This window comes from Pseudomonas protegens (assembly GCF_003363755.1).
GTDB classification, from domain to species: domain Bacteria; phylum Pseudomonadota; class Gammaproteobacteria; order Pseudomonadales; family Pseudomonadaceae; genus Aquipseudomonas; species Aquipseudomonas danubii.
In genome coordinates this window covers 6,347,893-6,374,021 of the sequence record NZ_CP031396.1, presented here as the reverse complement: position 1 = coordinate 6,374,021, position 26,129 = coordinate 6,347,893, and the positions used below count along the sequence as shown (strand labels likewise).

25 protein-coding genes are annotated in these 26,129 nt (G+C 65.9%); 12 read left to right on the top strand and 13 right to left on the bottom strand.

Annotated features, from left to right (window positions below; genetic code table 11):
• Window positions 1-14: 14 nt before the first annotated feature.
• Complete coding sequence (locus DWF74_RS29000; protein WP_102864445.1) at window positions 15-1,955, bottom strand: bifunctional 5-dehydro-2-deoxygluconokinase/5-dehydro-2-deoxyphosphogluconate aldolase; 1,941 nt, start codon at window positions 1,953-1,955, stop codon at window positions 15-17.
• A gap of 312 nt (window positions 1,956-2,267) precedes the next feature.
• On the opposite strand from DWF74_RS29000, the gene DWF74_RS28995 reads away from it, so the two are divergent.
• Entirely contained in the window at window positions 2,268-3,188 is a 921-nt protein-coding gene (locus DWF74_RS28995; protein WP_102864444.1) for a MurR/RpiR family transcriptional regulator, read from the top strand.
• Here the strand turns inward: DWF74_RS28995 and DWF74_RS28990 are convergent.
• Both DWF74_RS28990 and DWF74_RS28985 read right to left on the bottom strand, forming a co-directional pair.
• Window positions 3,185-4,117 carry a DHH family phosphoesterase gene (locus DWF74_RS28990; RefSeq protein WP_115582266.1) on the bottom strand — a complete coding sequence of 311 codons (933 nt, stop codon included), beginning with the start codon at window positions 4,115-4,117 and terminating at the stop codon, window positions 3,185-3,187. The genes DWF74_RS28995 and DWF74_RS28990 overlap by 4 nt on opposite strands.
• An 82-nt stretch (window positions 4,118-4,199) precedes the next feature.
• Window positions 4,200-5,681, bottom strand: coding sequence for a PLP-dependent aminotransferase family protein (locus DWF74_RS28985; RefSeq protein ID WP_102864442.1), 1,482 nt, complete (start codon window positions 5,679-5,681; stop codon window positions 4,200-4,202).
• A 92-nt stretch (window positions 5,682-5,773) separates the two neighbouring features.
• Here DWF74_RS28985 and DWF74_RS28980 point away from each other — a divergent pair, with 92 nt between their 5' ends.
• Window positions 5,774-6,997 (top strand): multidrug effflux MFS transporter, encoded by a 1,224-nt coding sequence (locus DWF74_RS28980; RefSeq protein WP_115582265.1) that lies wholly within the window; start codon window positions 5,774-5,776, stop codon window positions 6,995-6,997.
• A 799-nt stretch (window positions 6,998-7,796) separates the two neighbouring features.
• Complete coding sequence (locus tag DWF74_RS28975; RefSeq protein ID WP_115582264.1) at window positions 7,797-8,408, top strand: glutathione S-transferase; 612 nt, start codon at window positions 7,797-7,799, stop codon at window positions 8,406-8,408.
• A 128-nt stretch (window positions 8,409-8,536) separates the two neighbouring features.
• Here DWF74_RS28975 and hcnC read toward each other — a convergent pair whose 3' ends face one another.
• From hcnC to DWF74_RS28945, 6 genes are all read right to left on the bottom strand, one after another.
• Complete coding sequence (gene hcnC / locus DWF74_RS28970) at window positions 8,537-9,790, bottom strand: cyanide-forming glycine dehydrogenase subunit HcnC (RefSeq protein WP_102864439.1); 1,254 nt, start codon at window positions 9,788-9,790, stop codon at window positions 8,537-8,539.
• Window positions 9,783-11,192 (bottom strand): cyanide-forming glycine dehydrogenase subunit HcnB, encoded by a 1,410-nt coding sequence (hcnB, locus tag DWF74_RS28965; protein WP_102864438.1) that lies wholly within the window; start codon window positions 11,190-11,192, stop codon window positions 9,783-9,785. Before hcnB ends, hcnC begins: the two co-directional genes overlap by 8 nt.
• Complete coding sequence (gene hcnA / locus DWF74_RS28960) at window positions 11,189-11,506, bottom strand: cyanide-forming glycine dehydrogenase subunit HcnA (protein ID WP_102864437.1); 318 nt, start codon at window positions 11,504-11,506, stop codon at window positions 11,189-11,191. The genes hcnB and hcnA overlap by 4 nt, the downstream gene beginning before the upstream one ends.
• Window positions 11,507-11,886: 380 nt before the next feature.
• A complete protein-coding gene (locus tag DWF74_RS28955) occupies window positions 11,887-12,828 on the bottom strand; it encodes a hypothetical protein (protein ID WP_115582263.1) in 942 nt (313 codons plus the stop codon).
• A 186-nt stretch (window positions 12,829-13,014) separates the two neighbouring features.
• Window positions 13,015-13,401: a hypothetical protein gene (locus tag DWF74_RS28950; RefSeq protein ID WP_115582262.1), complete on the bottom strand. Its 387-nt coding sequence runs from the start codon at window positions 13,399-13,401 to the stop codon at window positions 13,015-13,017.
• 38 nt (window positions 13,402-13,439) lie between these two features.
• On the bottom strand, window positions 13,440-13,781 hold the full coding sequence (locus DWF74_RS28945; protein ID WP_115582261.1) for a hypothetical protein: 342 nt from the start codon (window positions 13,779-13,781) through the stop codon (window positions 13,440-13,442).
• Between the two features lie 169 nt (window positions 13,782-13,950).
• On the opposite strand from DWF74_RS28945, the gene DWF74_RS28940 reads away from it, so the two are divergent.
• Together DWF74_RS28940 and DWF74_RS28935 are read left to right on the top strand one after the other, a co-directional pair.
• Window positions 13,951-14,634, top strand: coding sequence for a response regulator transcription factor (locus DWF74_RS28940; RefSeq protein ID WP_060838882.1), 684 nt, complete (start codon window positions 13,951-13,953; stop codon window positions 14,632-14,634).
• Window positions 14,612-16,006, top strand: coding sequence for a sensor histidine kinase (locus tag DWF74_RS28935; protein ID WP_102864433.1), 1,395 nt, complete (start codon window positions 14,612-14,614; stop codon window positions 16,004-16,006). The genes DWF74_RS28940 and DWF74_RS28935 overlap by 23 nt, the downstream gene beginning before the upstream one ends.
• Before the next feature lie 158 nt (window positions 16,007-16,164).
• Here the strand turns inward: DWF74_RS28935 and DWF74_RS28930 are convergent, their stop codons facing one another.
• Both DWF74_RS28930 and DWF74_RS28925 read right to left on the bottom strand, forming a co-directional pair.
• Window positions 16,165-16,452, bottom strand: coding sequence for a DUF1652 domain-containing protein (locus tag DWF74_RS28930; RefSeq protein ID WP_115582260.1), 288 nt, complete (start codon window positions 16,450-16,452; stop codon window positions 16,165-16,167).
• A 136-nt stretch (window positions 16,453-16,588) separates the two neighbouring features.
• A complete protein-coding gene (locus tag DWF74_RS28925; protein ID WP_102864432.1) occupies window positions 16,589-18,088 on the bottom strand; it encodes a helix-turn-helix transcriptional regulator in 1,500 nt (499 codons plus the stop codon).
• A 181-nt stretch (window positions 18,089-18,269) separates the two neighbouring features.
• Here DWF74_RS28925 and DWF74_RS28920 point away from each other — a divergent pair, with 181 nt between their 5' ends.
• Complete coding sequence (locus DWF74_RS28920) at window positions 18,270-18,812, top strand: GNAT family N-acetyltransferase (protein WP_102864431.1); 543 nt, start codon at window positions 18,270-18,272, stop codon at window positions 18,810-18,812.
• A 27-nt stretch (window positions 18,813-18,839) separates the two neighbouring features.
• Here the strand turns inward: DWF74_RS28920 and DWF74_RS28915 are convergent, their stop codons facing one another.
• Entirely contained in the window at window positions 18,840-20,153 is a 1,314-nt protein-coding gene (locus DWF74_RS28915) for a sigma-54 interaction domain-containing protein (RefSeq protein WP_110597261.1), read from the bottom strand.
• 252 nt (window positions 20,154-20,405) lie between these two features.
• On the opposite strand from DWF74_RS28915, the gene DWF74_RS28910 reads away from it, so the two are divergent.
• The 6 genes from DWF74_RS28910 (at window position 20,406) to DWF74_RS28885 (ending at window position 25,003) form a co-directional block, all read left to right on the top strand.
• Entirely contained in the window at window positions 20,406-21,290 is an 885-nt protein-coding gene (locus tag DWF74_RS28910; protein ID WP_115582259.1) for an MBL fold metallo-hydrolase, read from the top strand.
• Window positions 21,291-21,320: 30 nt separating this feature from the next.
• Complete coding sequence (locus DWF74_RS28905) at window positions 21,321-22,598, top strand: NAD(P)/FAD-dependent oxidoreductase (protein ID WP_115582258.1); 1,278 nt, start codon at window positions 21,321-21,323, stop codon at window positions 22,596-22,598.
• Entirely contained in the window at window positions 22,595-23,422 is an 828-nt protein-coding gene (locus DWF74_RS28900) for a sulfite exporter TauE/SafE family protein (RefSeq protein WP_102864427.1), read from the top strand. The genes DWF74_RS28905 and DWF74_RS28900 overlap by 4 nt, the downstream gene beginning before the upstream one ends.
• A gap of 164 nt (window positions 23,423-23,586) precedes the next feature.
• Window positions 23,587-24,027 (top strand): YeeE/YedE family protein, encoded by a 441-nt coding sequence (locus DWF74_RS28895; RefSeq protein WP_102864592.1) that lies wholly within the window; start codon window positions 23,587-23,589, stop codon window positions 24,025-24,027.
• Entirely contained in the window at window positions 24,024-24,443 is a 420-nt protein-coding gene (locus tag DWF74_RS28890) for a DUF6691 family protein (protein ID WP_115582257.1), read from the top strand. Before DWF74_RS28895 ends, DWF74_RS28890 begins: the two co-directional genes overlap by 4 nt.
• A gap of 221 nt (window positions 24,444-24,664) precedes the next feature.
• Entirely contained in the window at window positions 24,665-25,003 is a 339-nt protein-coding gene (locus tag DWF74_RS28885; protein ID WP_102864425.1) for a YkvA family protein, read from the top strand.
• Window positions 25,004-25,078: 75 nt separating this feature from the next.
• On the opposite strand, the gene DWF74_RS28880 is transcribed toward DWF74_RS28885, so the two are convergent.
• Complete coding sequence (locus tag DWF74_RS28880) at window positions 25,079-26,095, bottom strand: PDDEXK nuclease domain-containing protein (RefSeq protein ID WP_102864424.1); 1,017 nt, start codon at window positions 26,093-26,095, stop codon at window positions 25,079-25,081.
• Window positions 26,096-26,129: the final 34 nt, after the last annotated feature.

The following is a 26,129-nucleotide window of genomic DNA, read 5'->3' as shown; positions in this document are numbered from 1 at the left end:
CGGCAAGCCGGCTGCTAACGTGAGCGGGCGCTGCGCCAGGCGTTGATCAGTTGTTCGAAGGTGCCCTGCACTTGCCGGATCAGGGTTTCGTCGTCGATCTCCCCCGCCAGCCACCCACGGCTCGGCTCCTGGAAAATCGTCCGGCCCACGGCAAAACCACGGCAGGTCTGGCTGTTGGCGGCTTGCCGGAAGCCCTCGGCCAGGCACTCGGCCGAGGCATTCAGGCCCAGCAGCACCACGCCACGACAGTACGGGTCACGCTCCTGGATCAGCTCGTCGAGCTTTTGCCACTCCTCGGCCGACTGCGCCTCGATCTTCCACCACGCCGGGTAGATACCCAGGTTGTACAGGCGCTTGAGGCTGCGGTAGAGCACTTCGGGATGGGCGCCGGGCAGGTCCTTGGGCGGGATGATTTCCAGCAGCAGCTCGTGGCCGCTGACCTGGGACGCCTGATACAGGCCGCGGATCTGTGCTTCCTGCTCCAGGCGCAGCAGGGGTTCATCGTCCGGGTGATATTGCACCAGGCACTTGATGATCTGCTCCTGGGGCCAGGCGATCAGGTTGCTGCCCACCGAGCGCCCATGCTCGAAGGCCAGCGGCCGCGAGCCCTGCACCTCCACCGGACGCGCCACCCACCAGCCGCGCCCGGTGGCGGCATTCAGCGCATCCTGGCCGAAGCGCTGGTCGGCCAGCAGGCCGACATCGGCCGCCACGCCCTGCTCGCGCAGCAGCTGCTCGACCCGCTCGACCGCCTGGATAAACAGCTGCTTGAGGACGCTGATGCGCGTCGGGTCCTGGCCGCCCTGTTGCGCCAGTTCCACCAGTTGCCCACGGTGATCGAAGGCAAAGACGAACAATTGCTTCCAGGCCTTGCGCGGCACGCTGACCTGATGCAGGCGCTGCAGGATCGGGTCCTGGTCGGGACGGGTAATGGGCACCGGGCTGCTGAACAGGTAGTCCAGTTCGGCGCGGGTCGGCATCGCCGGGGCACAAGCATGGCGCGACACCACCAGGCCGCCACAGGCGTTGGCCAACTGGCAGCAGCGCTCATCGCTGGCGTCTTCCAGCCAGCCACTGAGGAAGCCGGACATGAAGGCATCGCCGGCGCCCAGCACGTTGAGCACCTCCACCCGCACACCGGGATAGATCGCCCCGTCCTCTAGGCGCGGCGGAATCTCGCCGTGGATCACCGTGCACCCTTGCGGGCCGAGCTTGACCGCCAGGGTCGCGGCGCTCAAAGAGCGCACCGTGCGCAAGGCCGTCAGCAAGTCGTCGCTGCCACCGGCAATGAGGAATTCTTCTTCGGTGCCGACGATCAGGTCGAAACGCCCCAGGATGCTCTGCACATGCTGGCTGACCTGGTGATCGGCGACAAACCGGGTCTCACCGTCAGCCTTGCCCGCCAGGCCCCAGAGCACTGGCCGGTAGTCGATGTCCAGGACCCGCTTGACCCCGTGCTTTTGCGCGTAGTCCAGGGCCTGGAGGCTGGCCCGGTAGACGCCGTCGGTGGAGAAATGGGTGCCGGTGATCAGCAAGGCCTTGCTGGAGGCAATAAAGGCTTCGTCGATGTCTTCGGCGCGCAGCGCCATGTCCGCGCAGTTCTCGCGGTAGAACACCAGGGGGAAGGTTTCGCGGTCCTTGAGACCCAGCAGGACCATGGCGGTGAGGCGTTGCGGGTCGACCTGGATGGCACTGACGTCACAGCCTTCGCGTGCCAGGGACTCCACCAGGAAGCGCCCCATGTGATCGTCGCCGACCCGGCTCAACATCGCCGACTTGAGGCCCAGGCGCGCGGTGCCGAAGGCAATGTTCGCCGACGAGCCGCCGAGGTACTTGGCAAAACTGCTGACATCCTCCAGCCGCGCACCGACCTGCTGTGCATAGAGATCGACGCCCAGGCGTCCGAGGCAAATCAGATCCAATTGACGCCCACTGGCAAAACGAGTCTGGCCCATGCTGGCTCCTGTTATTTTTATCAGCCTGTGCTCGCCACCCTTGGCAGGCGCCGAACACTCTTGGTGGATGCAGACTAAAACGTCTCTCGGCGCCAATCAATATTTTTTCTATAAGTTTTTTACGTGGAATATTTTTTCCATTAAACTTGTTCTAGCCTGAGCCAGAGGTCATGCATCGTTTCAGCAAGGTGCCGGCCGGCATCAGCCCGAAGATTTTATGGGCCCCTACCCTGTAGACTGCCGGCTGCCCACCTATTGTCAGGGGACGGGGCCACAGGCCGTTCCCATAAGCACAAGCCAGAAGGATTTTCTATGTCCCGCACCGATCAGCCGGCCTTGTCCGAGAGCACGCCCGAGAGCGACCTCGTCAGCCCTCCGATCAATGCCGAACGCCTGCTGCAACTGATCACCGAGGAATACGAGAGCCTGCCGCGCCAGCTCAAGCGCATTGCCAGCTACATGAGCCAGCAGAGCGACCGGATCATGGTCGACCGCATCAGCGACATCGCGCGGGAATGCGAAGTGCATCCCTCGGCCATCGTGCGCTTCTCCCAGCGTTTCGGCTTCAGCGGCTTCAGTGAAATGCAGGCGCTGTTTCGCCAGGCCTACACCCACAAGGCCACGCCGGTACAGAACTACCAGCAGCGCATCCGCAGCATGATTGCCAACAAGTCGCAGAAGGCCAGCGGCGGTGACCTGGCTCGGGAATGCGTCAACGCCACCCTCTCGGGGATCGAGCGCCTGGGCCTGGAACTGGACGACACGGCCTTCGACAAGGCCGTGGACCTGGTGGTCAACGCCGACAACATCTACGTGGTCGGGGTGCGCCGCTCCTTCGCCGTGGCCGACTACCTGGTGTACAACCTGCAGCACACCAACAAGCGCATTCACCTGGTGTCGGGCCTGGGGGGCAGCTACCGCGAGCAGATGCGCAGCATCCGCCCCAACGACCTGGTGATCGCCATCAGCTTCACCCCCTATGGCAAAGAGACCCAGCACTGCCTGCGCATTGCCCAGCACAACCAGGCCCAGACCCTGATCATCACCGACAGCACCCTGTCGCCCCTGGCCAAGCGCGCCAACAGCGTGCTGCTGGTCAATGAAGGCAGCTCCTTCGCCTTCCGCTCACTGAGCGCCACCCTGTGCCTGTGCCAGGCACTGTTCATCGCCGTGGCCTACCGCCTGGAACTGAAGATGGACGAGATTCACGAACAGGCCGGCTTCGACGACTAGCCCGTCCGACAGGACGGGGCCTGCAGCGCCAGGCCCTTGCGCAGCAGTTCCTTGCGCAGGATCGGCCGGGCCAGGCAATGCACGCCGTCCAGGGCGCGGCACTCTAGCAGCCGCTCAAGCTTGCGGGCACTGCCCGGGCTGCCGGTCAGCAGGTAGCTTTTGCCCTCACTGAGGCTGATCAGGTTCAGCAGCCAGTCATCGCCCCACTGCCCCAGCACCTGCTCGATCAGGCTGCGCTGGCGCGCCAGCAGGTCCTCGCCATTCCACAGGGTCAGCTGGGCAAAGCGCCGCGGCAGGTTGCTGGACGCTTCGAGGACTTTCAAGTCCTTGAGCAGGGCCTGCGCCAGTTGCGCTTCGATCTGCTGCTGGCATTGCTGGAAATACTCGTCGGGCCACTGCGGCCCCAGGCCTGCATGGGCGGCCAGGGCAGCGTAGGCCTCGCGGTCCGCTGCGGTGCATCCCTGGTCGGTGAAGTTCAGGGTGTTGTCGAGAATCCCCGCCGCCAGCAGTTGCGCGCTGTCGCGGCTGATCCTGGGCAGCAGCCCGGAATCGCGCCAGCGCTCAAAAACCTGGGTGCAGGCGGCGCCGATCGGGCGGATATCCGCGTATTTGCCCAGGCGCTCGTCCCAGAAGGCCTCGAACCCGGGGTGATGGTCGATGACCTCGATCACCCGGGCGAGGTCCACCAGCGGGTCCAGGTGCAGGTGGTTGGAAATGTCCACCAGCACGAACTGATCGGCGCCCTCCGGGACGTGGCGGTCCAGGCCCTTGAGCTGCTGGCGGAAATGGGCCGGGATGCTCTCGTTCAGCGGTGCGCTGCTCAGGGCCCGGGCCGGGCGCCCGCTGAGGTTGAGCAGTTCGGCGTAGGCGATGCAACCGGCGTAGGCGTCGATATCCAGATAGGCCGCGCCGGCGGTGACAATGATCATGACGTCCGTGTAATCCACAAAGGCCGAAGGCCGGGGCGCCGAGGGTGCCCGAGCCACATGACAGGCAGATGACAGCCCAGGCTCAGCGCGCTTGCACTTGTTCTTGCTCTTGCCGCGCCGCGGCCACCAACAGCGCCGCCAGACGCCCACCGCTGAAGCGGATCTGCGCCAGGCTCAGGGCCGCGTAGCCGATGATCACCGCCGGCGCCCGGCGCACCTGCTGGCAATGTTCAATCACCCCTTGCAGCAGCAGGCCCTGCTCTGCCGCGCGCCGGCGAAAGCCCGCCTCGTCGCTACCCGGAGGCAACTCCAGGAGCAGATGCAGCCCGGCCTGCTGGCCACTGATGCGGTAACAGCCGGGCGCCTCCCGCGCGAGAATCGTCAGCAGCAGGTCGCGGCGCTCCTGATAAGCCTGACGCGCCGCCCGCAGGTTACGCAGAAAGGCGCCACTGGCGATGTAGTCGGCCAGGGCCAGCTGTTCGATCACCCCCACCGAGCGCCCGGTGTTCTGCAAGGTGGCCAGCAGCCTTGCACGCAGCGCCTCGGGCACCAGCATGAAGCCCACCCGCAAACCGGCGAACAGGGTCTTGTTGAAACTGCCGCAGTAGATCACCCGGTCGTCCCGGTCCAGCGACTTGAGGGCCGCCAGGGGCGCGCTCTGGTAGTTGAATTCGCTGTCGTAGTCGTCTTCCACCACCCAGGTGTCGCTGTGCCGGGCCCATTCCAGCAGCGCCAGACGCCGGGACACCGGCATGGTCATGCCCAGGGGCGCCTGATGGGCCGGGGTCACGTAGACCATGCGTGCATCGCGGTGGCCTTGCAGTTGCGCCACGTCGATGCCCTCCTCCTGCACCGGAATCGGCACCAGCCGCGCACCGGCCAGGGCAAACAGGCCCTGGGCCGAAAGGTAGCCGGGGTCTTCGATACAAACCTTGTCCCCTGCATTGAGCAGGCTGCGGGCCAGCAGGTCGAGGCCATGGCGGATGCCGGTGGTGATCATCACTTGCCCGGCATGGCAGGCGATGCCCCGGTGCTGCCCCAGGTACTCGGCGATCTGCTGGCGCAGCGCCGGCAGGCCGGCGGGGTCGGCATCGCACAGCGATTGCGCCGTGGCACTGCCCAGGGCTCGGGTCAGGGAACGGGTCCAGCGCTGCAGGGGAAACAGCGCCGGGTCGGCGAGTCGTGCCACAAAGGGCTGGCCGGCACGTACGCTCAGCGGCGGACACGAGGGCTCGTTGTCACGGCTGGCGGACGGTGCAACGCGTGCCGGCGCGCTCAGATACAGGTCCGGTACCACCGCGCAGACCCGGGTCCCGGAACCGCTGGCGCGACTCACATAGCCTTCGCTGCGCAGGCGGTCGAAGACCACTTCCAGGGTGCCCCGGGACAGGCCCCAGCGCTGGGCCAGGGTGCGGGTCGAAGGCAAGCGGCAGCCAGCAGGCAGGCGTTTTTCCAGGATCGCCTGGCGCAAGGCTGCGTAGGCGCTGTCCTGCTTGCCCAGGGTTTCATCCATGCGCTCCGGCAGGGGCAGGTCGAGGGGCACGGGGTGTTTTCCACGGCTCATAGTGGTCCAGTCGAATGGGCTCTAAACGGTGCTCGGCATTAAACCATAAAGACCTTAATTTCAGCGCCGTACCCACTTGCCCCGAGCCCGCCATGCCCCCGCTTGCCGACGCCCCGCCCCGCTCCATTGCTGTTACACGCCCCCTTGCTCCCTGGCTCTGGACCCTATTGCTGCTGGTGGTGGTCTGCCTGCCACGGATCAGCATCGACCTGTACCTGCCGGCGCTGCCGGCCATGGCCGACGACCTGATGGCCAGCGATGCCCAGCTGCAACTGACCCTGAGCCTGTACATGCTCGGCTATGCCCTGTCGATGCTGCTGGGCGGGCCGCTGTGCGACCGTTATGGCCGGCGCCCGGTACTGCTGGCGGGCACCGCGCTGTTCCTACTGGCCAGCCTGGCCTGCATGCTCGCCGCCAGCGTCGAGGTGCTGATGGTCGCCCGCCTGCTGCAAGCGTTGGGCGGTTGCTGCGGCACCCTGATCGGCCGGGTCATGGTCCGCGACCGCTGCGCCCCCGAAGAGCAGCCGCGCCTGCTCGGGCTGCTGTCCATGGGCATTGCCCTGTCGCCGATGCTGGCGCCGCCGCTGGGCAGCCTGATCGACCACCTGCTGGGCTGGCGCGGGCTGTTCCTGTGCCTGAGCCTGGTGGCCGCGGCGGCCTGGCTGCTGATGTACAAACGGCTTGCCGAAACCCGCCCGCCGCAGCTCTGCCCCGTGGCCGCCAGAAGCCTGCCTAGCCTGTACCTGCGCCTGCTGGGCGAGCGCTATTTCATGCGCTATTCCCTGGCCATCGGCTGCCTGTACTGCAGCTATTTCCCTTTCATCCTGCAATCGTCGGCGCTGTTGCAGCGCCAGCTGGGGCTGTCACCCACGGCCTACGCCCTGGTATTCGCCGCCACCGTGGCCGGCTACCTGCTGGGTTCGCGGCTGTTCCAGCGCCTGGGCGCGCGCCACAGCGCCGACCGCCTGATAGCCCGGGCCTGCCTGTTGAACCTGGCGGGCGCCGGCCTGTTGCTGCTCGCTCGCAGCCTGTGGCCCGACAGCCTGTGGGCGATCGTCCTGCCGATGCTGCCGCTGATGTTCTCGGTGGGCCTGGCGATACCCGCCTGCCAGTTGGCGATCCTGCAACCCTATGCGGCGGTGGCGGGCACCGCTTCGGGGCTGTTCTTCTTTATCCAGATGGCCCTGACCGCCGGCTGCGGCTTGCTTGCCAGCCTGCTGGCGAACCACCCGGCCGGCTCGCTGCAGGCCCTGACCGGCCTGTCCAGCCTCGCCCTGGGCCTGGTCTGGTGGTGCCTGCGACCACGGCAGCCCTAGCACCTGTGAGCACGCGACGCGCAACCTACCGGTCGCCGATTACCTGCCTGGCTGTAGCCGCTGCTGAGCCCGCGAAGCTGCGCAAAGGCCCGCAGGGCCTTGCCTGACGATCGCCCGCCAAACCCGCAGCGGCCTCAAGAGCGCCGCGGCCCTTCGTGCCGTTCGCAGCCTGCGGCAGCGGCTACACCAACCTCGGATCGACACCGGCCCTGTAGCCGCTGCCGAGCCCCGGCGAAGCTGCGCAAAGGCCCGCAGGGCCTTGCCTGACGATCTCCCGCCAAACCCGCAGCGGCCTCAAGAACGCTGCGGCCCTTCGTGCCGTTCGCAGCCTGCGGCAGCGGCTACACCAAACTCGGATCGGCACTGGCCCTGTAGCCGCTGCTGAGCCACGGCGAAGCTGCGCAAAGGTCCGCAGGACCTTGCTTGACGATCGCCCGCCAAACCCGCAGCGGCCTAAAGAACGCTGCGGCCCTTCGTGCCGTTCGCAGCCTGCGGCAGCGGCTACACCAACCCCCGATCGGCATTGGCCCTGTAGCCGCTGTTGAGCCACGGCGAAGCTGCGCAAAGGCCCGCAGGGCCTTGCCTGGCGATCCCCCGCCAAACCCGCAGCGGCCTAAAGAACGCTGCGGCCCTTCGTGCCGTTCGCAGCCTGCGGCAGCGGCTACACCAACCTCGGATCGGCACTGGCCCTGTAGCCGCTGCTGAGCCATGACAAGGAGCTGTGCAAGGCCGATTCAATGCCGCTACATTAACCGCGCCTTCCCCATCCGTTGCGCCGTTCAAGACAAGGAAATACGCGATGAAACTCATTGGAATGCTCGATTCACCCTATGTGCGCCGCGTCGCCATCAGCCTCAAATGCATGGACCTGCCCTTCGAGCATCATTCGCTCTCGGTGTTCAGCACCTTCGAGCAGTTCAAGGCCATCAACTCGGTGGTCAAGGCACCAACCCTGGTCTGCGACGGGGGTGAGGTGCTGATGGATTCGAGCCTGATCCTCGATTACCTGGAAAGCCTGGCCGGCCCGCAAAGGAGCCTGATGCCCCTGGCCCTGTCAGCGCGTTTGCATGAGTTGCGGTTGATCGGCCTGGCCCTGGCGGCCTGTGAGAAGTCGGTGCAGATTGTCTACGAACGAAAGCTGCGTCCGGCGGAGAAACAGCACGGCCCCTGGCTGGAGCGGATCGGCGGCCAATTGCAGGCCGCCTATACCGAGTTGGAACAGGAACTGCAGAAACAGCCCTTGCCCCAGGACGGCGCCCTGAGCCAGGCCGGGATCAGCCTGGCGGTGGCCTGGAGTTTCAGCCAGATGATGCTGGCGGACCTGTTCGGTCCCGAGCAATTCCCGGCGGTGCGCGGTTTTGCCGAATACGCCGAACAGCTGCCGGTGTTCCTCGACACCCCCGCCACCTGACCCACACAGCGCCATCACCGTAGCCGGCTTGCTGGCGAAGAGCCCCCTGAGCCATGCAGCGCTCTTGGAAACGCTTTCGCTGGCAAGCCAGCTCCTACGCAAGTCCAACAGATCTTCGTGGGGATCTGTCAGGCCGGTTCGGGCTGTTTCTTTACCGGGGCGGTGGCGAAACGCCGGGCCAGGAACGGGGTGATGTCCAGCGGCAGGGCTTCGTCGTTCACCAGTTTGTCCAGCAGTACGCCGGTGATGGCCGAGGTCAGGATGCCGGTGCGGAAGTGCCCGCAGGCATTGAGGTAACCCTCGACCCCGTCCATCGGCCCAAGAATCGGCAACTCGTCCGGCGAGCCCGGGCGCAGGCCGGCCCAGCAGCGCTTGAGGTTGACCTGGGCCAGCTCGGGAATGCAGCGCACCGCCCCCTGCACCAGACCGTTGATTTCCGGGTAGGTGGTGCTGACGTCGAAGCCCTTGTCCTCGGTGGTGCTGCCAATCAGGATCTCGCCGTTGTCCTTCTGCGCCATGTAGCAGTCGCTGGTGGTCAGGCAACCATTGAGCAGCTTGGGCATGCGCTCGGTGAGGAGGATCTGCCCCTTCACCGGCTTGACCGGAATCTCCACCCCAGTGGCCTGCAGGCTCAGCTCGGCGGCCCAGGCACCGGCGGCATTGATCAGGGTCGAGCAATGGAACAGCCCGGCCTCGGCGGTCTGTACTCCACTGACCCGGTTGCCCTGATGCAGGACCCCGGTGACGTTGGTGTTGAAGTACACATCCACGCCGTTCTGCCGTGCGCCTTCGGTGTAGGCATCAGTCAGGCGGAAGGGGTTGACCTGGTGGTCGCAGAGGAACTCCAGGGCGCCCTGGGCTTCGTGGCTGACCTTCGGCTCGGCGGCGCGCAGGGCCGCCTGGTCGAGCCAGCGCACTTGATCGGACAGGTGCGGGATGCAACCGACAATGTGTTCGGCGTACAGGCGGTCCTCGTCGTCATAAATGACGAACTTGAGGCCGGTCTGTTCGAACTTGAAGTCCATGCCGTGCAGGCCGATCAGTTCGCGGTGCAGGCGCGGGTACAGCTCGTTGGACTGCAGGGCGAAGTCGAAGAACGACTGCGGCAGGATGTGCGGGGTGCTGGAGTCCACCACCACCGCCGAACCCTGGGCCTCGCGCTTGCGGTTGGCCGACATCATGCGAAAGAAGATCACTCCGCAGCCCAGGCCCACCGACTCACCGATGGCCCACAGGCCGCCGGCCGAAGCCCGGCTGGCGTTGCCCGGACGCTTGGCGTCGATCAGCGCCACTCTGAGGTCTTTGCGCTTGGACAACTGATAGGCGCAGGACGCCCCGATCACGCCGCCACCGGCAATCACCACGTCGTAATACTTACTCATGTCCGGGGACCTCCTGGTCTGGGGCTGCAAAGGCGGAAAACGGAATCGGGTCCAACGGGAAGCGCGGGCGAATCCAGCCCACATCCTTGCGTCCGGTGGCCTGGCGCAGGCGGTCGCTGCAATAGCCGACGCACATCCGCCCCTGGCAGTCGCCCATGCTCACCCGGGTGCGCATTTTCAGGCTGGCCATGTCCTGCACGCCCTGGCTCAGGGCGCGCTCGATATCGTTGCGGGTGGTGTGTTCACAACGGCAAATCACCGTGTCGCCCTTGGGCAGGTCTATCTGCCCGGTGCCACGTGCGGTATAGCGGTCCACCGCGCCGCGAAAGCGCAGGATCGAGGCCAGTTTGCGCTCGTAGCCCTGGCGCCGTTGCAAGGCCGCCTCGTTGCTCAGCACATCGCGCTGCATGAGGATCGACAGCGCCGCGATGCGGCCGGTGAGCATCGCCGCTTCACCACCGCGAATCCCACCCATGTCGCCGGCCAAGTGGATGTGCGGCTCGCTGCTCTGCTGCCAGGCGTTGGCGTTGGCCCGCAGATAGCCGTCATCGCTGAAGCCGTGATCCAGGCCCATCTGCTGGCTCAGTTGGGTGCGGGGAATGAAGCCGTAACCTACCGCCAGGGTCTGGGCGGCGATGCGCTCGGCCTTGGCCATGTCCGGCTGCCAGTCGGCGGAATACGGGGCAACCGTGACCACGCTCAAGGCGTCCTGGCCCTGGGCCTCGACCACGCCCCAGCCATAGCGCAGGGGGATGCTGTGCAGCTTGAGGTAGGCCAGCATGCTCAGGCCGTCGAGAAACAGTTGGGGCTTGTTCAGCAGGGCCAGGCTCTGCTTGGCGATCTTGCTCAAGGCACTGGCCTCGTAGACCCCGGCCACCCGCACGCCCGAGGCGTGCAACTGGCACGCCACCAGTGGCAGCAAGGGCCCGGTGCCGGCGATCACCACAGGACCTTGCGGCTTGACCACGCCGCTCTTGATCTGCAGTTGCAGACCACCGAGCAACTTGACCCCCGGCAGCGTCCAGCCGGGAAACGGTACGCTGCGTTCATGGCAGCCGGCCGCCAGCAACAATTGCCCATAGGCCACCCGCTGCACCTGCTCGTCGGCATCCAGCAGCATCAGGCTGTCAAGGCCCTCGGCACCGATCACCCGGTGGTTGAGGCGCACCTCGATCATCTGCTCGTGATCGGAAAATTCGCCGTGCAGCTTGGCCAGCGTCTCGCAGTAGCGCGGCCCCAGGTAATCCAGTTGCACGCCATCGCGCAGCGGGCCGCGAAAGACCACGCCCCCCAGGCGCGAGGCTTCTTCGATCAGGGTGCTGCGCACGCCGTGCTTGGCCAGTTCGATAGCCGCCGCCATGCCCGCCGGCCCTCCGCCGACAATCACCGGGTTCAGGCTCATACCGTGGGCTCCGTCTCGCTGATGCGGTTGCTCAGGGTCTGCACCTGCATGCCCGGCTTGACCAGGGTCTGGCAGGCGCGGCGCTTGTGGCGGCCGTCGATCTGCACCAGGCAGCAATGGCACACACCCATGCCGCAGTAGGCACCGACCAACTGTCCGTGGTCATTGCGCGCCACCTGGCGCAGGCCGGTGGCCTGGATCACGCTGAGAACTGTTTCACCCAGGGCGGCAGTGACCGGCTGGCCGTTGAGACTGATGGTCATGTCCGCATGCTGCAGCGGCTGAATATCAAAATTGCGGTCTATCTGACGCATTGCGGTTCATCCGTGAGAAGTGAGTGGGGTTACCGGCGTCCTGCCACCCGCAGTCCTGGGGCAAGGACGTGGTAACACCGCGGTTCCGAAAACTCTGTCAGAACCGAGCGCGGGCCAATCTAGTGCTTTTGTCCGACAGAAATATTGATCTGGGCCAAGCAAAAGGCCGGAGTGCACCCAAGCAGTGCATCCCCCCTTCTCAAACTTGCGACACGGGCCACAAAAAAGCCGCTGCTGGCAGAAGCCGGCAGCGGCGCATGGACAACGGGTAACCCGTTTCGGGAGGCTGCTTAGTGCATGAAAATGGCGATCAGGATAATCACCGGGATCGGCACACCGAGGAACCACAACAGTAATGAGCGCATGGGAATTCTCTTGGGTCAGTGAACGGGAGTCGGGGCCACGGTGCGCGGCTGGACGTCGGTTTCAAACCAGACCACGGCATCCCGGCGACGGCCACCGAAGGTCGCCGCCAGGCTGGCGAAGAAAGCCCCGCACAGCAGCGCGATGAACATCCACAAAGACGACCAGGCGGCCACCTTGGCGGCGCTGTCGGCGGCTTCCCTGGCAGCTTGCTTGGCTTCATGCAGCGCTTGCTGGGTCTTGGCGAACACCTCGTCCACCCGGCGCTCGGCTTCGGCCTGGCTGAGGTTGGTGCGCTGGGCCACCAGTTGCGCCAGGTAGCGGCGATCCTCAGACGAGAGCTGACCGTCGTTGCTCAAGGTACGCACGAAGATCCGCGACACCGTGCCCCGCGCCGCGTCATCGCTGACCGCTACCGGACGATCATCGCGAAACAGGCTGTCGACGAAATAGCCGTAATCGTCTTGGGAGCCCTGGGCCGCCGCATGACCGGCCACTTGGGTCGCGGCGCTGGCGGCACCGGAAACGACCTGGGCACCAGCCTGCACACCGCCGCTGATGACGCTCGTCACCGAGCCCACCACCAGGGTCGCGGTCACCAGGGTCGCCACGGCCCAGGCCAGGAAGCCGTGGGCCGTGTCCCGGAAGTACACTTCATCGCCGTGCAGATTGGCCCACTTCACCCGCAGGCGCCCGGCCAGGTAACCCCCCAGCACGGCAGCGAGAATCTGCGTCAGGGCCAGCCAGACAATGCTGGAGATACCCAGGCCCTTGGCACTGATGCCGCTGCCGGCCCAGGGCGAAACCGCGGAAAAGCCCAGGCCGAAGCCCAGCAGTAAAAGGATCAGGGACAAGGCTGCGGCCGCCGCGGCGCCGGCGAAGATCGCCGCCCAGGACACCCCCGAGTAATGACTCGAGGCGTCCGCAGTGGCGAGCTGGTGTTCAGAGGGTCTGTTCATTGTTGTTCTGCTCCAGGCATGAAAAAGGCTGTTGCACGTCTCCAGGGGACAAGTGCAGTCAGCGTGCCAGTTGCACGAACTTTATAACTCAATGCATTTCAATGACTTGCGATCAGCTCCCGCGCCAGGGTCGTGCAATTTACCGGCCTGGGAGTTTTGTGGCGGGCGTTCTGCACGGCCCCCACCTCAAGCACGCTTGCTCAGGTAAAGCTCCCGGCCCCGGGTGTAGCACCAGTGTACCAGCAGCCCAAGGACCCACAGCGCCAGCAGCAGGTTGCCCACCAGGGTCAATTGCGCGATGCCCTGCCCCCACAGCATAAAGAGCGGCAATGCCAGCCAGGCTGAACGGCGAAAGTCCAGCAGGCGCATGATGCCCGGCACGATCACCGCCATCAGGGCAATGACCAGCACGTCCAGGCCACGATACCCCAGCATCCAGCGCGCATAGTGGGGATCGGCGGCATAAGCCTCCAGGTAGCCTGGCAGGCGCAACGCCAGATCCACGGCCAGACTCAACAGCAGAGCAGCCACCACCAGCCACAGCAGCCCCTTGAAACGTGATGCGTATTTCATTGCATGACACCTTGATACAGAGAAGCTCAGTCGGGGCTTCAACGCCGCTTGTAGCTTTTATTGCCACTGGGGGTCAGGCAGTAGACCCCGCCCCGCGGGCCAGTGCAGAAACTGCCGCTGCCGCAGGTACAACCCTGAGCGTCGCGCAGCAGTGGCTCGGCACGAGAGGTGGAGGAACGCTGACCGAACATCAGCGCGCAGTTCTTCTTCGAGGCGCTGATGGAGCCGTCGTTGCACAGGAAGAGTTCGCCGTCACAACGGGCGATGCCGCCTTTCTTTCCAGAACAGGGCTGATTGGCCGCCTGGGCCGCCGCGCTGCACAGCAGCATCAGGCACACCGCGAAAAAGGGCTTCCAGCCGACCCGGGTCAGGGCACTCATGGTGACGCCTCCTGGCAAAAAACTGGCCGGATGATATCAAGCTTCAACGCCCCTGACTTGGACTGTCCGGACCAGACCACAAGCCAGATGAAAGTTTATTTAGAATCCCGGCCCTGGTTTCTTGGCAAAATGCCCGCCTGTGTCACGAACCGCCAAGCAGGTAACGCCTATGACCCGCATTCTGACCATCGAAGACGACGCCGTGACGGCCCGGGAGATCGTCGCCGAACTGAGCAGCCACGGCCTCGACGTGGACTGGGTGGACAATGGCCGTGAAGGCCTGGTACGCGCCGTGAGCGGCGACTACGACCTGATCACCCTGGACCGCATGCTGCCGGAGCTGGACGGCCTGGCCATCGTCACCACCCTGCGCACCATTGGTGTGTCGACGCCGATCCTGATGATCAGCGCCCTCTCCGATGTCGACGAACGGGTGCGCGGCCTGCGGGCCGGCGGCGACGACTACCTGACCAAGCCCTTCGCCTCCGACGAGATGGCGGCCCGGGTCGAGGTGCTGCTGCGGCGCAAGAACACGGTCAAGGATTTCGCCACCAGCCTGCGGGTGGCCGACCTGGAGCTGAACCTGATCAGCCGCGAGGCGACCCGCGCCGACCAGTTGCTGAGCCTGCTGCCCACCGAATACAAGCTGCTGGAATTCCTCATGCGCAACACCGGGCAGATCCTCTCGCGGATGATGATCTTCGAAGAGGTCTGGGGTTATCACTTCGACCCGGGAACCAACCTGATCGACGTGCACATCGGCCGCCTGCGCAAGAAGATCGACCCGCCTGGCATGACCCCGTTGATCCGCACCGTGCGAGGCTCGGGCTATGTCATTGCTGAACCCCTCTAAAGGCTGGCGCTCCTCCAGCAGTCGCCTGCTGGCGCTGTACAGCACGCTGTTCGTGGCCTGGAGCTGCATCCTCATGGGGGTGCTGTACTACGAAGTCTCCACCTACCTGGACAGCCTGGCCAAGCACTCGCTGATGCAGCGCCAGCACCTGTTCGCCCGCTTCGAAGGCGAGCAGTTGGTGGAGGCCCTGGCCACCAGCATGACCTTCGACATGCGCGCCATCGACGCCTACGGCCTGTTCGACGAGCAGCGCCGGCCCTTGAGCGGGCCGATCCGGCAGATCCCCGAGGACCTGCCCCTGGACGGCCAGATCCACGAGCTGAAGAGCTGCATCGACTCCGACGACACGAGCCTGCCCCGGGACAGCTGCGACGCCGTGGCCACCCACACCCGGGACGGCCGCTGGCTGGTGCTGGTGCGCGACAACGGCTCGCTGTTCGCGGTGACCCGGATCATTCTCCACGCGCTGCTGTGGGGGATTTCCCTGACCATCATTCCCGGGGTCGCCGGCTGGCATCTGCTGCGCCGCCGGCCGCTGCGGCGCATCCGCCAGATCCAGGCCAGCGCCGAAGCCATCGTCGCCGGCGACCTGACCCGGCGCCTGCCGCTGTCGGACCGGCGTGACGAGCTGGACATGCTGGCGGCCATCGTCAACGCCATGCTCGAACGCATCGAGCGGCTGATGCACGAGGTCAAGGGCGTGTGCGACAACATCGCCCACGACCTGCGTACCCCGCTGACCCGCCTGCGGGCCCAGCTCTATCGTCTGCAGCAACAGGCCGAGGAAGGTTCGCCCCAGGCCCTGCAGATGGACCAGCTGCTGGCCGAGGCCGACACCTTGATGGCGCGCTTTCGCGGATTGCTGCGCATCTCCGAACTGGAGGACCAGCAACGGCGCTCGGGCTTCCTCGAACTCGATCCGCTGCCGCTGCTTCAGGAGCTGTACGACTTCTACCTGCCCCTGGCCGAAGAAGGCCGCCTGACCCTGCAGCTCGACGTGCCGGCCAGCCTGCCCCGGCTGATCGGCGACCGCGCCCTGCTGTTCGAGGCCCTGGCCAACCTGCTGAGCAACTCGATCAAGTTCACCCCGCCGGGCGGCGAAGTGATACTGCGCGGCCTCGACGACGGCGGCAGCCCGCGCCTGGAAGTGCTGGACTCAGGCCCCGGCATTCCCCCGGCGGAACGGGCGGCGGTGTTCCGGCGCTTCTACCGGGTCGACGAAAGCAACGCCCAGGGCGGCTTTGGCCTGGGCCTGTCGATCGTTGCGGCGATTGTCAGCCTGCACGGCTTCAAGCTCGAAGTGGGCAGCAGCGAACGCGGCGGCGCGCGCCTGAGCCTGGATTGCCGGCCAAGCCTGATCGCCGACCACTGACCCGCCCCATCCCTGTAGCCGCTGCTGAGCCCGCGAAGCTGCGAAAAGGTCCGCAGGACCTTGCCTGGCGATTTCCCGACGAACCTCTAGCGGGCTTCAAATCGCCGCGTCTCCTGCGACGCAGTGCTACCCAAAGCGTTCGCAGCCTTCGGCAGCGGCTACAGGTGGCCCAGGGAGTTGCTGTCCAGCTCGTAGAGCAACTCGTCGATGAGCCGCAATACTTCGGCCTCGCTCTGCAGGGACTTGATGCGCAATCCGCTGACCACCAGATCGACCCGGCCGCTGTCGGGCTCGAACACCCGCAGGGTCAGGGTGCCGTCGCCGGCATGGCTGAAACTGCAGGCCAGGGGCGCCAGGCGCTGTTCGATACAGGCGCGCCATTGGGCCTGGGTGAGCACCGCCGGTGCCTGATCGGTCACGGTGCCCTTGCTCTGTTCATCACCCATGCGGGCTGTCCTTGTGCTGTGGTTGTGCTCTGCCACAGCCCCATTGACCGGACCTGTGGCGGCTCCAAGGGTAGAAAACACCCACCACGCAAAGAAGGCGCATTTGCACGGGTTGCCCTGGTGCATATGCACCAGTTCAGCGTCCCCGACTGCCGACCGTGCCGACGAACAGCCCGCGCTCCCGGGCCCAGACGATGGCTTCGCCCCGGCTGTGCACCCCGAGCTTGGAATACAGGGTGGCGACATGGTTGCGCACGGTGTTGGGCGCCAGCTTCAACTGGGCGGCAATCTCTTTGTCTGCCAATCCCTGATAGATCAACCCCAGCACTTCCCGCTCGCGGGCCGTCAGGTCGGCAGAGGACACCCCAGGCGTGTCCCGGGCCTTGGGGCTTCTCACGTTGGCCAGCTTTTCGATCAGGGTTCGGCTGAACCAGGAGGCGTCGCGCATCACTTCCTCGATGGCGCCCACCAGCTCCAGTTCGGAGCGCTTGCGCTCGGTGATGTCCATCAGCACCAGCAGGTAACAGGGGCTGTCCTGGATGAGCACAGTGTCGGCGTAGGCCACGCAATCGATCAGCCCGGCGTTCTTCTGGCGCACCTTGAGGTCCAGGCCATCGACGTTGCCGGCCTTCTCCAGTTGACTGAACAGTTGGCTGGCCGCCGCGGCTTCGGCGATGAAGCCGATGGCCTCGACGTTCTTGCCCAGCAGTTCTTCGCTGCTGTAGCCGCAGGTATTGAGAAAGGCCTCGTTGACATCGACGATCTGCTGCTCGGCGCTGCACACCAGGGTCGGCACCGGGGTCAGGCGAAACGACTTGGCAAAACGCTCCTCGCTCTGGCGCAGGGCAATCTCGATCCTGCGCCGCGGCTCCAGGTCCATGAAGGAAAACAGCATGCAGTCCTCGTCGTTGATGTCCAGGGGCTGGCCGGCGACGATCACCAGCTTGCTGCCGCCGTCGGGCAGGCGCAGCTCGGCCTGCATCTGCGGGATGGTCGCGCCCTGGCCCAGGCGCTCGATGGCCAGGTCCTTGTGCTCGGCGTCCTCCAGCACATCCAGCTCGTACACCGAACGGCCGATCACCTGGTCCCGGGCATAGCCGGTCATTTCCAGGAAGCCCTGGTTGACCTTGATGTAGCGCAAGTCGCTGAGGCGGCAGATCACCGCTGGCGCCGGGTTGGCGTTGAAGGTCTTCTCGAAGCGCTGCTCGGCGCCGGCCCAATCGCTGGCATCGCTGAGGATCAGCACCAGGGATTCCGGCGCGCCGCTGCGATCGGTGAGGATCATGCTGCGCACCCGGTGCACCCAGTGCCGGGGTTCGCCGTCGATCTCGGCCTGTACCTCGACCACCACGTCGCTGAAGGTTTCCCCGGCGGCCACCCGATTGATGGGATAGGCCTCCAGGGCCAGGGGGTGATTGTTGCGATAGCGCAAGGCATAGCGCCGGGCGTACTCACGGACATTGGCCCCCAGCTCGCCGACCTCGCTCACTCCATGCATGGCCAGCGCCGCTTCATTGGCCCAGAGCAGGCTGCGGGCCTTGTCGGTCTCGATCAGGATCACCCCGTCGGACAGACCGGCGATGATCTGCTGCAACTGGCGGCGATTGGTTTCGGTAGCAAGTACGGCCTGGCTCATAGCATCTCCAGTCAGAACCGGCGCCACAGCGGACAGGCTGCGCGCCGCAAAAAAGGGGCTGAACACTACGACCACGGCCGCTCGCCATCGTGCCCTGCACCTGCGCCGCTGCGCACTGGAGCCACCTCGCGCCAAGGGTTAAGCTGCTGCGCCTGGTCCGACCGCCCTCAAGGAGTGAAGCATGATCACCATCCGTGAAGCCGACAGCCGCGATATCGATGCCCTGCAGGCCATAGGCTGCGCCACCTACCGCGAACACTTCGCGGCGATCTGGACGACTGACGGCATGCAGCAGTTTCTCGACCAGGACTTCTCCCCCGCCAACCTCGAAGCGTCCGTAGCGGCCCGGGACCGGCACCTGTGGTTACTGGCCCTGGACCCGCAGCACCAACCCATCGGCTTTGCCAAGCTCAACTGGGCCCGCCCGACGCCGGGCAGCGGCCGGCTCGGGGCCGAACTGCAGAAGATCTACCTGCTCAAGTCCCAGGCCGGCCAGGGCCATGGCCGGCGCCTGCTCGAACACGTGTTGCAACGGGCCAGCGCCGCCGGGGAATCCTGCCTGTGGCTGGACGTGCTCAAGAGCAACAGCGGCGCCCGGCGCTTTTATGAAAGCGCCGGGCTGCGGCAGATCGGTGAAGTGCCCTTCAGCACCGACCTGGAACAGATCGGCATGTGGGTGATGGCCTGCGACCTGCCGCTGGCCCGGCCACCGGCCGAGGCTTGAACCCGGCTGCGGCCGTCCGCCCGGCGGCTACAGGCCCAGGGCCTTGAGGCGCCGGTACAGGGTTCGTTCGCTCAGGCCCAGGGTCTTGGCCAGTTCGCTGCGCGAGCCGTCGAAGACTTCCAGGGCATGGGCCAGCTGTTCCAGGTCCTTGCCGGCGCGACGGCGGGTCACCGGGACCGGTGCCTGTGGGCTGCGCAGTTCTGCCGGCAGGTCCTGCGGGCGGATCACCCCGTCATCACTGAACAACCGCGCCCGTTCGAGGATGTTGCGCAGCTCGCGGATATTGCCCGGGTAGGTGTACAGCCGCAGTTGTTCCAGGGCCTGGGGATCGACCCGCGGCACCACACCGGGATCGAGGCGGCGCAGCAGGCTGTCGATCAGCAGCGGCAGGTCGTCGCTGCGTTCGCGCAGGGCCGGCAGGCGGATCGGGAAGGCGCTGATGCGGTAGTACAGGTCCTGGCGAAAGGTGCCAGCGGCGACCATTTCCTTGAGCGGCTTGTGGGTCGCCGCCACCAGGCGAAAATCCGAGTGCACGGTGCGCAGGCTGCCCACCGGACGGAAGCTGCCGGACTCGATCAGGCGCAGCAGCTTGACCTGCATGGCCAGGGGCACCTCGCCGATTTCGTCGAGAAACAGGGTGCCGCCGTGGGCCGCTTCCGCCAGGCCGATCTTGCGTTGCAGGGCGCCGGTAAAGGCGCCCTTTTCATAGCCGAACAGTTCGCTTTCCAGCAGGGTTTCGGTGAGCCCGGTGCAGTCCACCACCACCAGCGGCCCACTGGCCCGGGGGCTGCCATCGTGCAGGGCACGGGCAAAGAGTTCCTTGCCGGTGCCGGACTCACCCTGCAGCAGCACCGGAATCGGCGCCGGAGCTGCCCGCTGCAGGGCGCTCAGCGCTTCGTTGAAGGCTGGCGAGCGCCCCACCAGGCCCTTCTGCTGGGGCTGCACCGACGCCACCGCCACTGAGCTCAGGCGTTCGACATAGGCCACCACGGTGCCGGCCTCGCCAATGATCGGCCGCAGCTCCACATCCACATGCTCGGGGCCGCGAGGTGTGTGATGAATGTGCAGCATGCGCTCCGGCACCCGGCTGTCATGGGCCTTGCGCATCGGGCAATGCTCCCCGGCCTGGTCGCAGGGCACGGCGAACTGGTGAGACACGCGATAGCACTTGGCGCCCACATGGGGCTTGCCGGCCACGCCGAACTGGCGCTGGTAGGCGGTGTTGGCGGCGATGATGTTGTAGTCGGTGTCGAGCACGATGGTCGGTTGCGGGTCGTGTTCGAGGTAGGACACCAGGGCAGACATGGACGGCTGGGCACGGTCGGTGGCGATCAGGGACATGGGGCAACTCCGAGGCAGTGGCGGCAGCTTAAAGCACGCCGCGGCCTTCTGCCATTTTCTGCCACAAACTGCCATGTCACTGCCAAATGACGCTGGCAGTCGCCTCGAAAAACGCCTGATGGCAGCCCCTGCGGCCTTCTACTTCAATGAACAGGTGGCCAATCCGGGTGTTTGAGGTTGGCACGTTTATTGACAGTCCAAGGGACGAGCGACAGCGCAGACTGCCCTCACCTTCATTGCCTGGAGTGCCCCATGATCATCAGCGACACGCTGCGTGTAGAAGCCTTTTTCGACCCTCACACCTGGACCATCAGCTACCTGGTGATGGACCAGGCCAGCCGCCGCTGCGCGCTGATCGACAGCGTGCTGGACTATGACCCGAAATCCGGCCGCACCCGCACCGAGTCCGCCGACCGCCTGATCGCCCGGGTGCGCGAGCTGGAGGCCCGGGTCGACTGGATTCTGGAAACCCACGTGCACGCCGACCACCTGTCCGCTGCCGCCTACCTCAAGGACCAGCTGGGGGCCCAAGTGGCCATCGGCAATCAGATCACCCGGGTGCAGAAAGTCTTCGGTGCGCTGTTCAACGAAGCCCCGGCCTTTGCCCGGGATGGCAGCCAGTTCGACGTGCTGCTGGAAGACGGCGCCGAGTTCGCCATCGGCGGCCTCAGCGCCCGGGCCCTGCATACCCCGGGGCATACCCCGGCCTGCATGACCTACCTGGTGCAAGTGGGCAATGAGTGCGTGGCCTTTGTCGGCGACACCCTGTTCATGCCCGACTACGGCACCGCCCGCTGCGACTTCCCCGGGGCCGATGCGCGGACCCTGTACCGCTCCATCGGCAAGATCCTCGCCCTGCCCCCGCAAACCCGGCTGTTCATGTGCCACGACTACCTGCCCAACGGTCGCGAACTGCAATACATGACCACCGTTGCCGAGCAACGCGCCAACAACATTCACATCCATCAGGGCGTCGACGAAGACAGCTTCGTGAAGATGCGTGAAGCCCGCGACGCAACCCTAGACATGCCGGTGCTGATCCTGCCTTCGGTGCAGGTCAACATGCGCAGCGGGCACTTCCCCGAGCCCGAAGACAACGGCGTGAGCTACCTGAAGATTCCCCTGAACACCCTATAACGACTACCGACTCCACACGGAGAACTTGCCATGCGTCCCTTCAACCCGGCCCTGCGCGCCGTCGACGGCAGCCATCAGGTGCTGATCGTCGGTGGCGGTGCCGCTGGCATTGCCGTCGCCGCCAGCCTCATGTCCCGCGATCCACACCTGGACGTGGCGATCATCGACCCGGCCAGCAGCCACTACTACCAACCCGGTTGGACCCTGGTGGGCGCCGGGGTGTTCAGCGCCCAGTCCACCGAACGCAGCATGGCCGCGCTGATGCCCAAGGGCGTCAAGTGGCTGCAGCACGCCGTCAGCCTGTTCGAACCCGACAACAATGCCCTGGTGCTGGACGACGGCCGCGTGCTGGGCTACGACCAACTGGTGGTGTGCCCCGGGCTCAAGCTCGACTGGGCGGCCATCGACGGCCTGCCCCAGGCCCTGGGCAACCACGGCGTGACCTCCAACTACCGCTACGACCTGGCGCCCTACACCTGGCAACAGGTGCAGCAGCTGCAACAGGGCGAGGCGCTGTTCAGCCAGCCGCCAATGCCGATCAAGTGCGCCGGGGCGCCGCAGAAAGCCCTGTACCTGTCCTGCGACCACTGGCGGCGCAACGGCCGCCTGGGGTCGATCAAACCGCGCTTCCTGAATGCCGGCGGCGTGCTGTTCGGCGTGGCGGACTATGTGCCGGCGCTGATGGAATACGTGAAGAAGTACGGCATCGAACTGGATTTCGGCCACAACCTGGTGGCGGTGAACGGCCCGGCCCAGCGCGCAACCTTCGTGCGCACCCTGGCCGACGGCCGCCAGGAAACCCTGGAGCGCGCCTTCGACCTGCTGCACGTGGTGCCGCCACAATGCGCCCCGGACTTTATCCGCCAAAGCCCCCTGGCCGACGCCGCTGGCTGGGTCGATGTCGATCCCCATAGCCTGCGCCACAAGCGCTTCATCAATGTCCACGGCCTGGGCGATGCCACCAACACCAGCAATGCCAAGACCGCCGCGGCGGCACGCAAGCAGGCGCCGGTGGTGGCCAACAATGTACTGGTGGCCCTCAAGCGCCTGACCCGGCTGGCCGAGTACGACGGCTACGGCTCCTGCCCGCTGACCGTGGAACGGGGCAAGATCGTCCTCGCCGAATTCACTTACGGCGGCAAGCTGGCGCCGAGCTTCCCGCGCTGGCTGCTGGACGGCCGCCAACCGACCCGTCGCGCCTGGTGGCTGAAGGAACGAATCCTGCCGCCGCTGTACTGGCGCGGCATGCTCAAGGGCCATGAATGGCTGGCACAACCGACCCTGGCCACGGACACCCCGAAGACATGAGTGAACACAGTCTTTTGGGCGCTGGGCTGGGGGCGGTCATTGGCGCGATCCTGGCGCTGACCGGAGCCGGCGGCGGCATCCTCGCGGTGCCATTGCTGGTGTTCGGCCTGGGTTTGAGCATGGTCGAGGCCGCCCCTATCGGCCTGCTGGCGGTGGGCTTGGCCGCCAGCGTTGGCGCGGTGCTGGGCCTGCGCCAGGGCATCGTGCGCTACCGTGCGGCGGGGTTTGTCGCCAGCATCGGTATTCTCATGGCGCCGCTGGGGCTGTGGCTGGCCCACCGCCTGCCCAACCTGCCCCTGGCCCTGCTGTTTTCCCTGGTGCTGCTGTACGCCTGCGGACGCATCCTGCGCAAGGCCAGCCTGGAATTGAAACAGGGCCGGGCGGCGGCGCGTCCGGCGTTCCTGCCCTGCGTGCTCAACCCGGCCCAGGGCCGTTTGCGCTGGACCCTGCCCTGCGCCCGGGCACTGACCTTCACCGGCATGCTCTCGGGCCTGCTGTCGGGGTTGCTCGGTGTCGGCGGCGGCTTCGTGATCATCCCGGCCCTGAGCCGCTACACCAACCTGGACAGCAAGAGCATCGTCGCCACCTCTTTGGCGGTGATTGCCCTGGTGTCCCTGGGCAGCGTGGTGACCGCCAGCCTCAGCGGCGTGATGCACTGGGCCGTGGGTGCGCCCTTTGCCCTGGGCGCGGTGGTGGGGCTGGTACTGGGACGACAAGTGGCCAGCCACCTGGCCGGCCCGCGCCTGCAACAACTGTTTGCCATCACCGGCATGCTGGCAGCGCTGCTGCTGGCGGGCGGGGCCCTGGGTTGGCTGTCCCATTGAGGCCCTTTCGCCGGCAAGCCGGCTCCTGCAACAGTGGGTACAGATCCCCCATGGGCACTGGCTTGCCAGCGCAGGCGTGCGCACCGACGCTGCGGTTGCGCTGCGGAAATGCCTGAGCCATGACCGGCCCCTGCACCAGCAAGGGCCATGCAGAGGAAATCGATATGCTCTTTGACGCCGCACATTTCACCCCAGGCTCGGCCCTGGCCGGGGGCGCGTTGATCGGCCTGGCGGCCGGGCTGTTGATCGTCGCCAACGGGCGCATCGCCGGAATCAGCGGCCTGCTCGGCAGCCTGCTGCAACCGGGCAGCGACGGCTGGGGCGAGAAAGCCCTGTTCATCCTCGGGCTGCTGCTGGCGCCGCTGCTGTGGGGCCTGTTTCACACCCTGCCCGTCGCCGAGTTCCAGGGCGGGCTACTCGGCCTGATCAGCGCCGGCCTGCTGGTGGGCATCGGTACCCGCTATGGCGCCGGTTGCACCAGCGGCCACGGGGTCTGCGGCATTTCCCGGCTGTCGCCACGCTCGATCATCGCCACCCTGTGCTTCATGGGCACCGGCTTCGCCACGGTCTGGGTGCTGCGCCACGGACTGGGGCTGCTGCCATGAGAAAACTCAGCGCTTTTGTCGCCGGCCTGCTGTTCGGCGTCGGCCTGTTGCTGGCGGGTATGGCCAACCCGGCCAAGGTCCTGGGCTTTCTCGATCTGGCCGGCACCTGGGACCCGTCCCTGGCGCTGGTGATGCTCGGCGCCATCGCGGCGGCCTGGTGGCCCTTCCATTGGGCCATGGGCCACTCGCGCTCGCTGCTCGGGGCCCCCATGCAGATTCCCGCCAAGCGCAGTGTCGATCGGCGCCTGATCGGTGGCAGCCTGCTGTTCGGCGTCGGCTGGGGCATCGCCGGGATCTGCCCGGGGCCGGCCCTGGTGCTGTTGCCGGGCGGGCACTGGCAAGCCTGGGTGTTCGTCCTGGCGATGCTCCTGGGCATGTTGCTGTTCCAGCGCCTGGAGGCCCGCCAACGCGGCTGAAGCGCACACCCACGCATACCCCCCCCTGCACAGGAGCGGCCTTGCCAGCGCAGGCTCTCGCTGGCACCGCTGACCTGACAGAGGATTGATGACGCCGTCACCGGCCTCTTCGTCGGCGAGCCTGCTCCTGCCTGGGAAACGGCCAGGGAAATATTGGCCTCTGCCAGTCAGGGGCGCGGGCGGCGACGATGGCCTGGACCTGTATCTCCCAGGAGTACGCCATGTCCACCACCCAATCCCTTGAACTCTGTCTCTGGCGCAAGATCGGCCGCTACGCCTCGCGCATCGGCCGGACCTTGATCCAAAAAGCCCTGTGGCTCTACTACGCCGCGCAACGACCACAAACCCCGATCTGGGCCAAGACCACCATCTACGCCGCGCTGGGTTACTTCATACTGCCGCTGGACATGGTCCCCGACCTGCTCCCCGGGGCCGGATACACCGATGACCTCGGGCTGCTGGCCGGTTCAGTGGTGGCTGTGGCTGCGCATATCAACGCCGAGGTCCGGGAACAAGCCAGCGCACGCCTGGCCGACTGGTTCGGCAGTGAGCCGGAATGAACCGGAGGTCGGCGCCAGGGTGCGCATAGGACTCAGCAAGGCGGTGCAGAACCCCGGACACAATGGCCGTTCGACTCACCGCGCCTGCGTGTCCAGGGCATAAAACTCCTGCAGCTTGGCCTGCAGCAGCTTCTTGTCCGGCAACTGGGTCCGGTACTCGGCGATCAACGCCGGCGACAGTGAACGGTTGAGGGCATATTCCACCACCTCGTCATGCTTGCTGGCACAGAGCAACACGCCCAGCGCCGGGTTCTCATGGGGTTTGCGCACCTGGCGGTCCAGGGCCTCCAGGTAGAAGTCCAGCTTGCCCAGGTACTCCGGTTCGAAGCGCCCGACCTTGAGTTCAACGGCCACCAGGCAATTCAACCCACGATGGAACAGCAGCAGATCCAGGGCAAAATCGCGCCCGCCGACCTGCAGGGGATAGCCAGAAGCGACAAAGCAGAAGTCGCGCCCCATCTCGATCAGAAAATCCTTGAGCTGGCGCACCAGCCCCTGGTGCAGATCGGCTTCATCATGCCCCTGGGCCAGGCCGAGAAACTCCACCATGTAGGCATCCTTGAAGACCTTCAGGGCCTCGGGACGGGCCTGTTTCAAGGTGGCCGTGGCGCTTGCCGGGCGGGTCAGCGTGCGTTCGAACAGCGCGGACTTGATCTGCCGTTCCAACTCGCGGGTCGACCACTGCTCCTGAATGGCCATGCGCAGGTAAAACTCGCGCTCTTGCGCGCATTTACCTTGCGCAAGAATGATCAGGTTCTGGGTCCAGGGTAATTGTGTCAGCACTGCTGACACTTTCTCCTCCCCTCGATAGACCTCATAGAACTGACGCATGCGGAACAGGTTACGCCGGGTAAACCCCCGCAGCCCCGGCTGCTGCCGCGCCAGGTAATCCGCCAATTGCTGGACCACGCCATCGCCCCATTCCGCCGCCTCGAGCTTGCGGCTGATATAGGCCCCGACCTGCCAGTACAGTTCCACCAGTTCAGTGTTCACCGCCCGCACCGCCCGCTGCCGTGCGGCGGTGATCATTCGTGCCACTTCATTGAATGCCACCTCGGTGGAGGTGACGGCCGCTTGCGCCTCTTGCTTCATGACGAACGCCCGGTTGCCTGGATAAAGGCCTCCA

Bases quoted from the DNA above. Each gene is read 5' to 3' on its own strand.
- hcnA (WP_102864437.1), bottom strand. From the start codon at position 11,506: ATGCGTCAGATAGACCGCAATTTTGATATTCAGCCGCTGCAGCATGCG.
- DWF74_RS28895 (WP_102864592.1), top strand. From the start codon at position 23,587: ATGCTCTTTGACGCCGCACATTTCACCCCAGGCTCGGCCCTGGCCGGG.
- DWF74_RS28940 (WP_060838882.1), top strand. From the start codon at position 13,951: ATGACCCGCATTCTGACCATCGAAGACGACGCCGTGACGGCCCGGGAG.
- DWF74_RS28910 (WP_115582259.1), top strand. From the start codon at position 20,406: ATGATCATCAGCGACACGCTGCGTGTAGAAGCCTTTTTCGACCCTCAC.
- DWF74_RS28925 (WP_102864432.1), bottom strand. From the start codon at position 18,088: ATGAGCCAGGCCGTACTTGCTACCGAAACCAATCGCCGCCAGTTGCAG.
- DWF74_RS28930 (WP_115582260.1), bottom strand. From the start codon at position 16,452: ATGGGTGATGAACAGAGCAAGGGCACCGTGACCGATCAGGCACCGGCG.
- DWF74_RS28950 (WP_115582262.1), bottom strand. From the start codon at position 13,401: ATGAAATACGCATCACGTTTCAAGGGGCTGCTGTGGCTGGTGGTGGCT.
- DWF74_RS28975 (WP_115582264.1), top strand. From the start codon at position 7,797: ATGAAACTCATTGGAATGCTCGATTCACCCTATGTGCGCCGCGTCGCC.
- DWF74_RS28920 (WP_102864431.1), top strand. From the start codon at position 18,270: ATGATCACCATCCGTGAAGCCGACAGCCGCGATATCGATGCCCTGCAG.
- DWF74_RS28915 (WP_110597261.1), bottom strand. From the start codon at position 20,153: ATGTCCCTGATCGCCACCGACCGTGCCCAGCCGTCCATGTCTGCCCTG.
- DWF74_RS29000 (WP_102864445.1), bottom strand. From the start codon at position 1,955: ATGGGCCAGACTCGTTTTGCCAGTGGGCGTCAATTGGATCTGATTTGC.
- DWF74_RS28900 (WP_102864427.1), top strand. From the start codon at position 22,595: ATGAGTGAACACAGTCTTTTGGGCGCTGGGCTGGGGGCGGTCATTGGC.
- DWF74_RS28890 (WP_115582257.1), top strand. From the start codon at position 24,024: ATGAGAAAACTCAGCGCTTTTGTCGCCGGCCTGCTGTTCGGCGTCGGC.
- DWF74_RS28985 (WP_102864442.1), bottom strand. From the start codon at position 5,681: ATGAGCCGTGGAAAACACCCCGTGCCCCTCGACCTGCCCCTGCCGGAG.
- DWF74_RS28905 (WP_115582258.1), top strand. From the start codon at position 21,321: ATGCGTCCCTTCAACCCGGCCCTGCGCGCCGTCGACGGCAGCCATCAG.
- DWF74_RS28945 (WP_115582261.1), bottom strand. From the start codon at position 13,781: ATGAGTGCCCTGACCCGGGTCGGCTGGAAGCCCTTTTTCGCGGTGTGC.
- DWF74_RS28885 (WP_102864425.1), top strand. From the start codon at position 24,665: ATGTCCACCACCCAATCCCTTGAACTCTGTCTCTGGCGCAAGATCGGC.
- hcnB (WP_102864438.1), bottom strand. From the start codon at position 11,192: ATGAGCCTGAACCCGGTGATTGTCGGCGGAGGGCCGGCGGGCATGGCG.
- DWF74_RS28995 (WP_102864444.1), top strand. From the start codon at position 2,268: ATGTCCCGCACCGATCAGCCGGCCTTGTCCGAGAGCACGCCCGAGAGC.
- DWF74_RS28935 (WP_102864433.1), top strand. From the start codon at position 14,612: ATGTCATTGCTGAACCCCTCTAAAGGCTGGCGCTCCTCCAGCAGTCGC.
- hcnC (WP_102864439.1), bottom strand. From the start codon at position 9,790: ATGAGTAAGTATTACGACGTGGTGATTGCCGGTGGCGGCGTGATCGGG.
- DWF74_RS28880 (WP_102864424.1), bottom strand. From the start codon at position 26,095: ATGAAGCAAGAGGCGCAAGCGGCCGTCACCTCCACCGAGGTGGCATTC.
- DWF74_RS28990 (WP_115582266.1), bottom strand. From the start codon at position 4,117: ATGATCATTGTCACCGCCGGCGCGGCCTATCTGGATATCGACGCCTAC.
- DWF74_RS28955 (WP_115582263.1), bottom strand. From the start codon at position 12,828: ATGAACAGACCCTCTGAACACCAGCTCGCCACTGCGGACGCCTCGAGT.
- DWF74_RS28980 (WP_115582265.1), top strand. From the start codon at position 5,774: ATGCCCCCGCTTGCCGACGCCCCGCCCCGCTCCATTGCTGTTACACGC.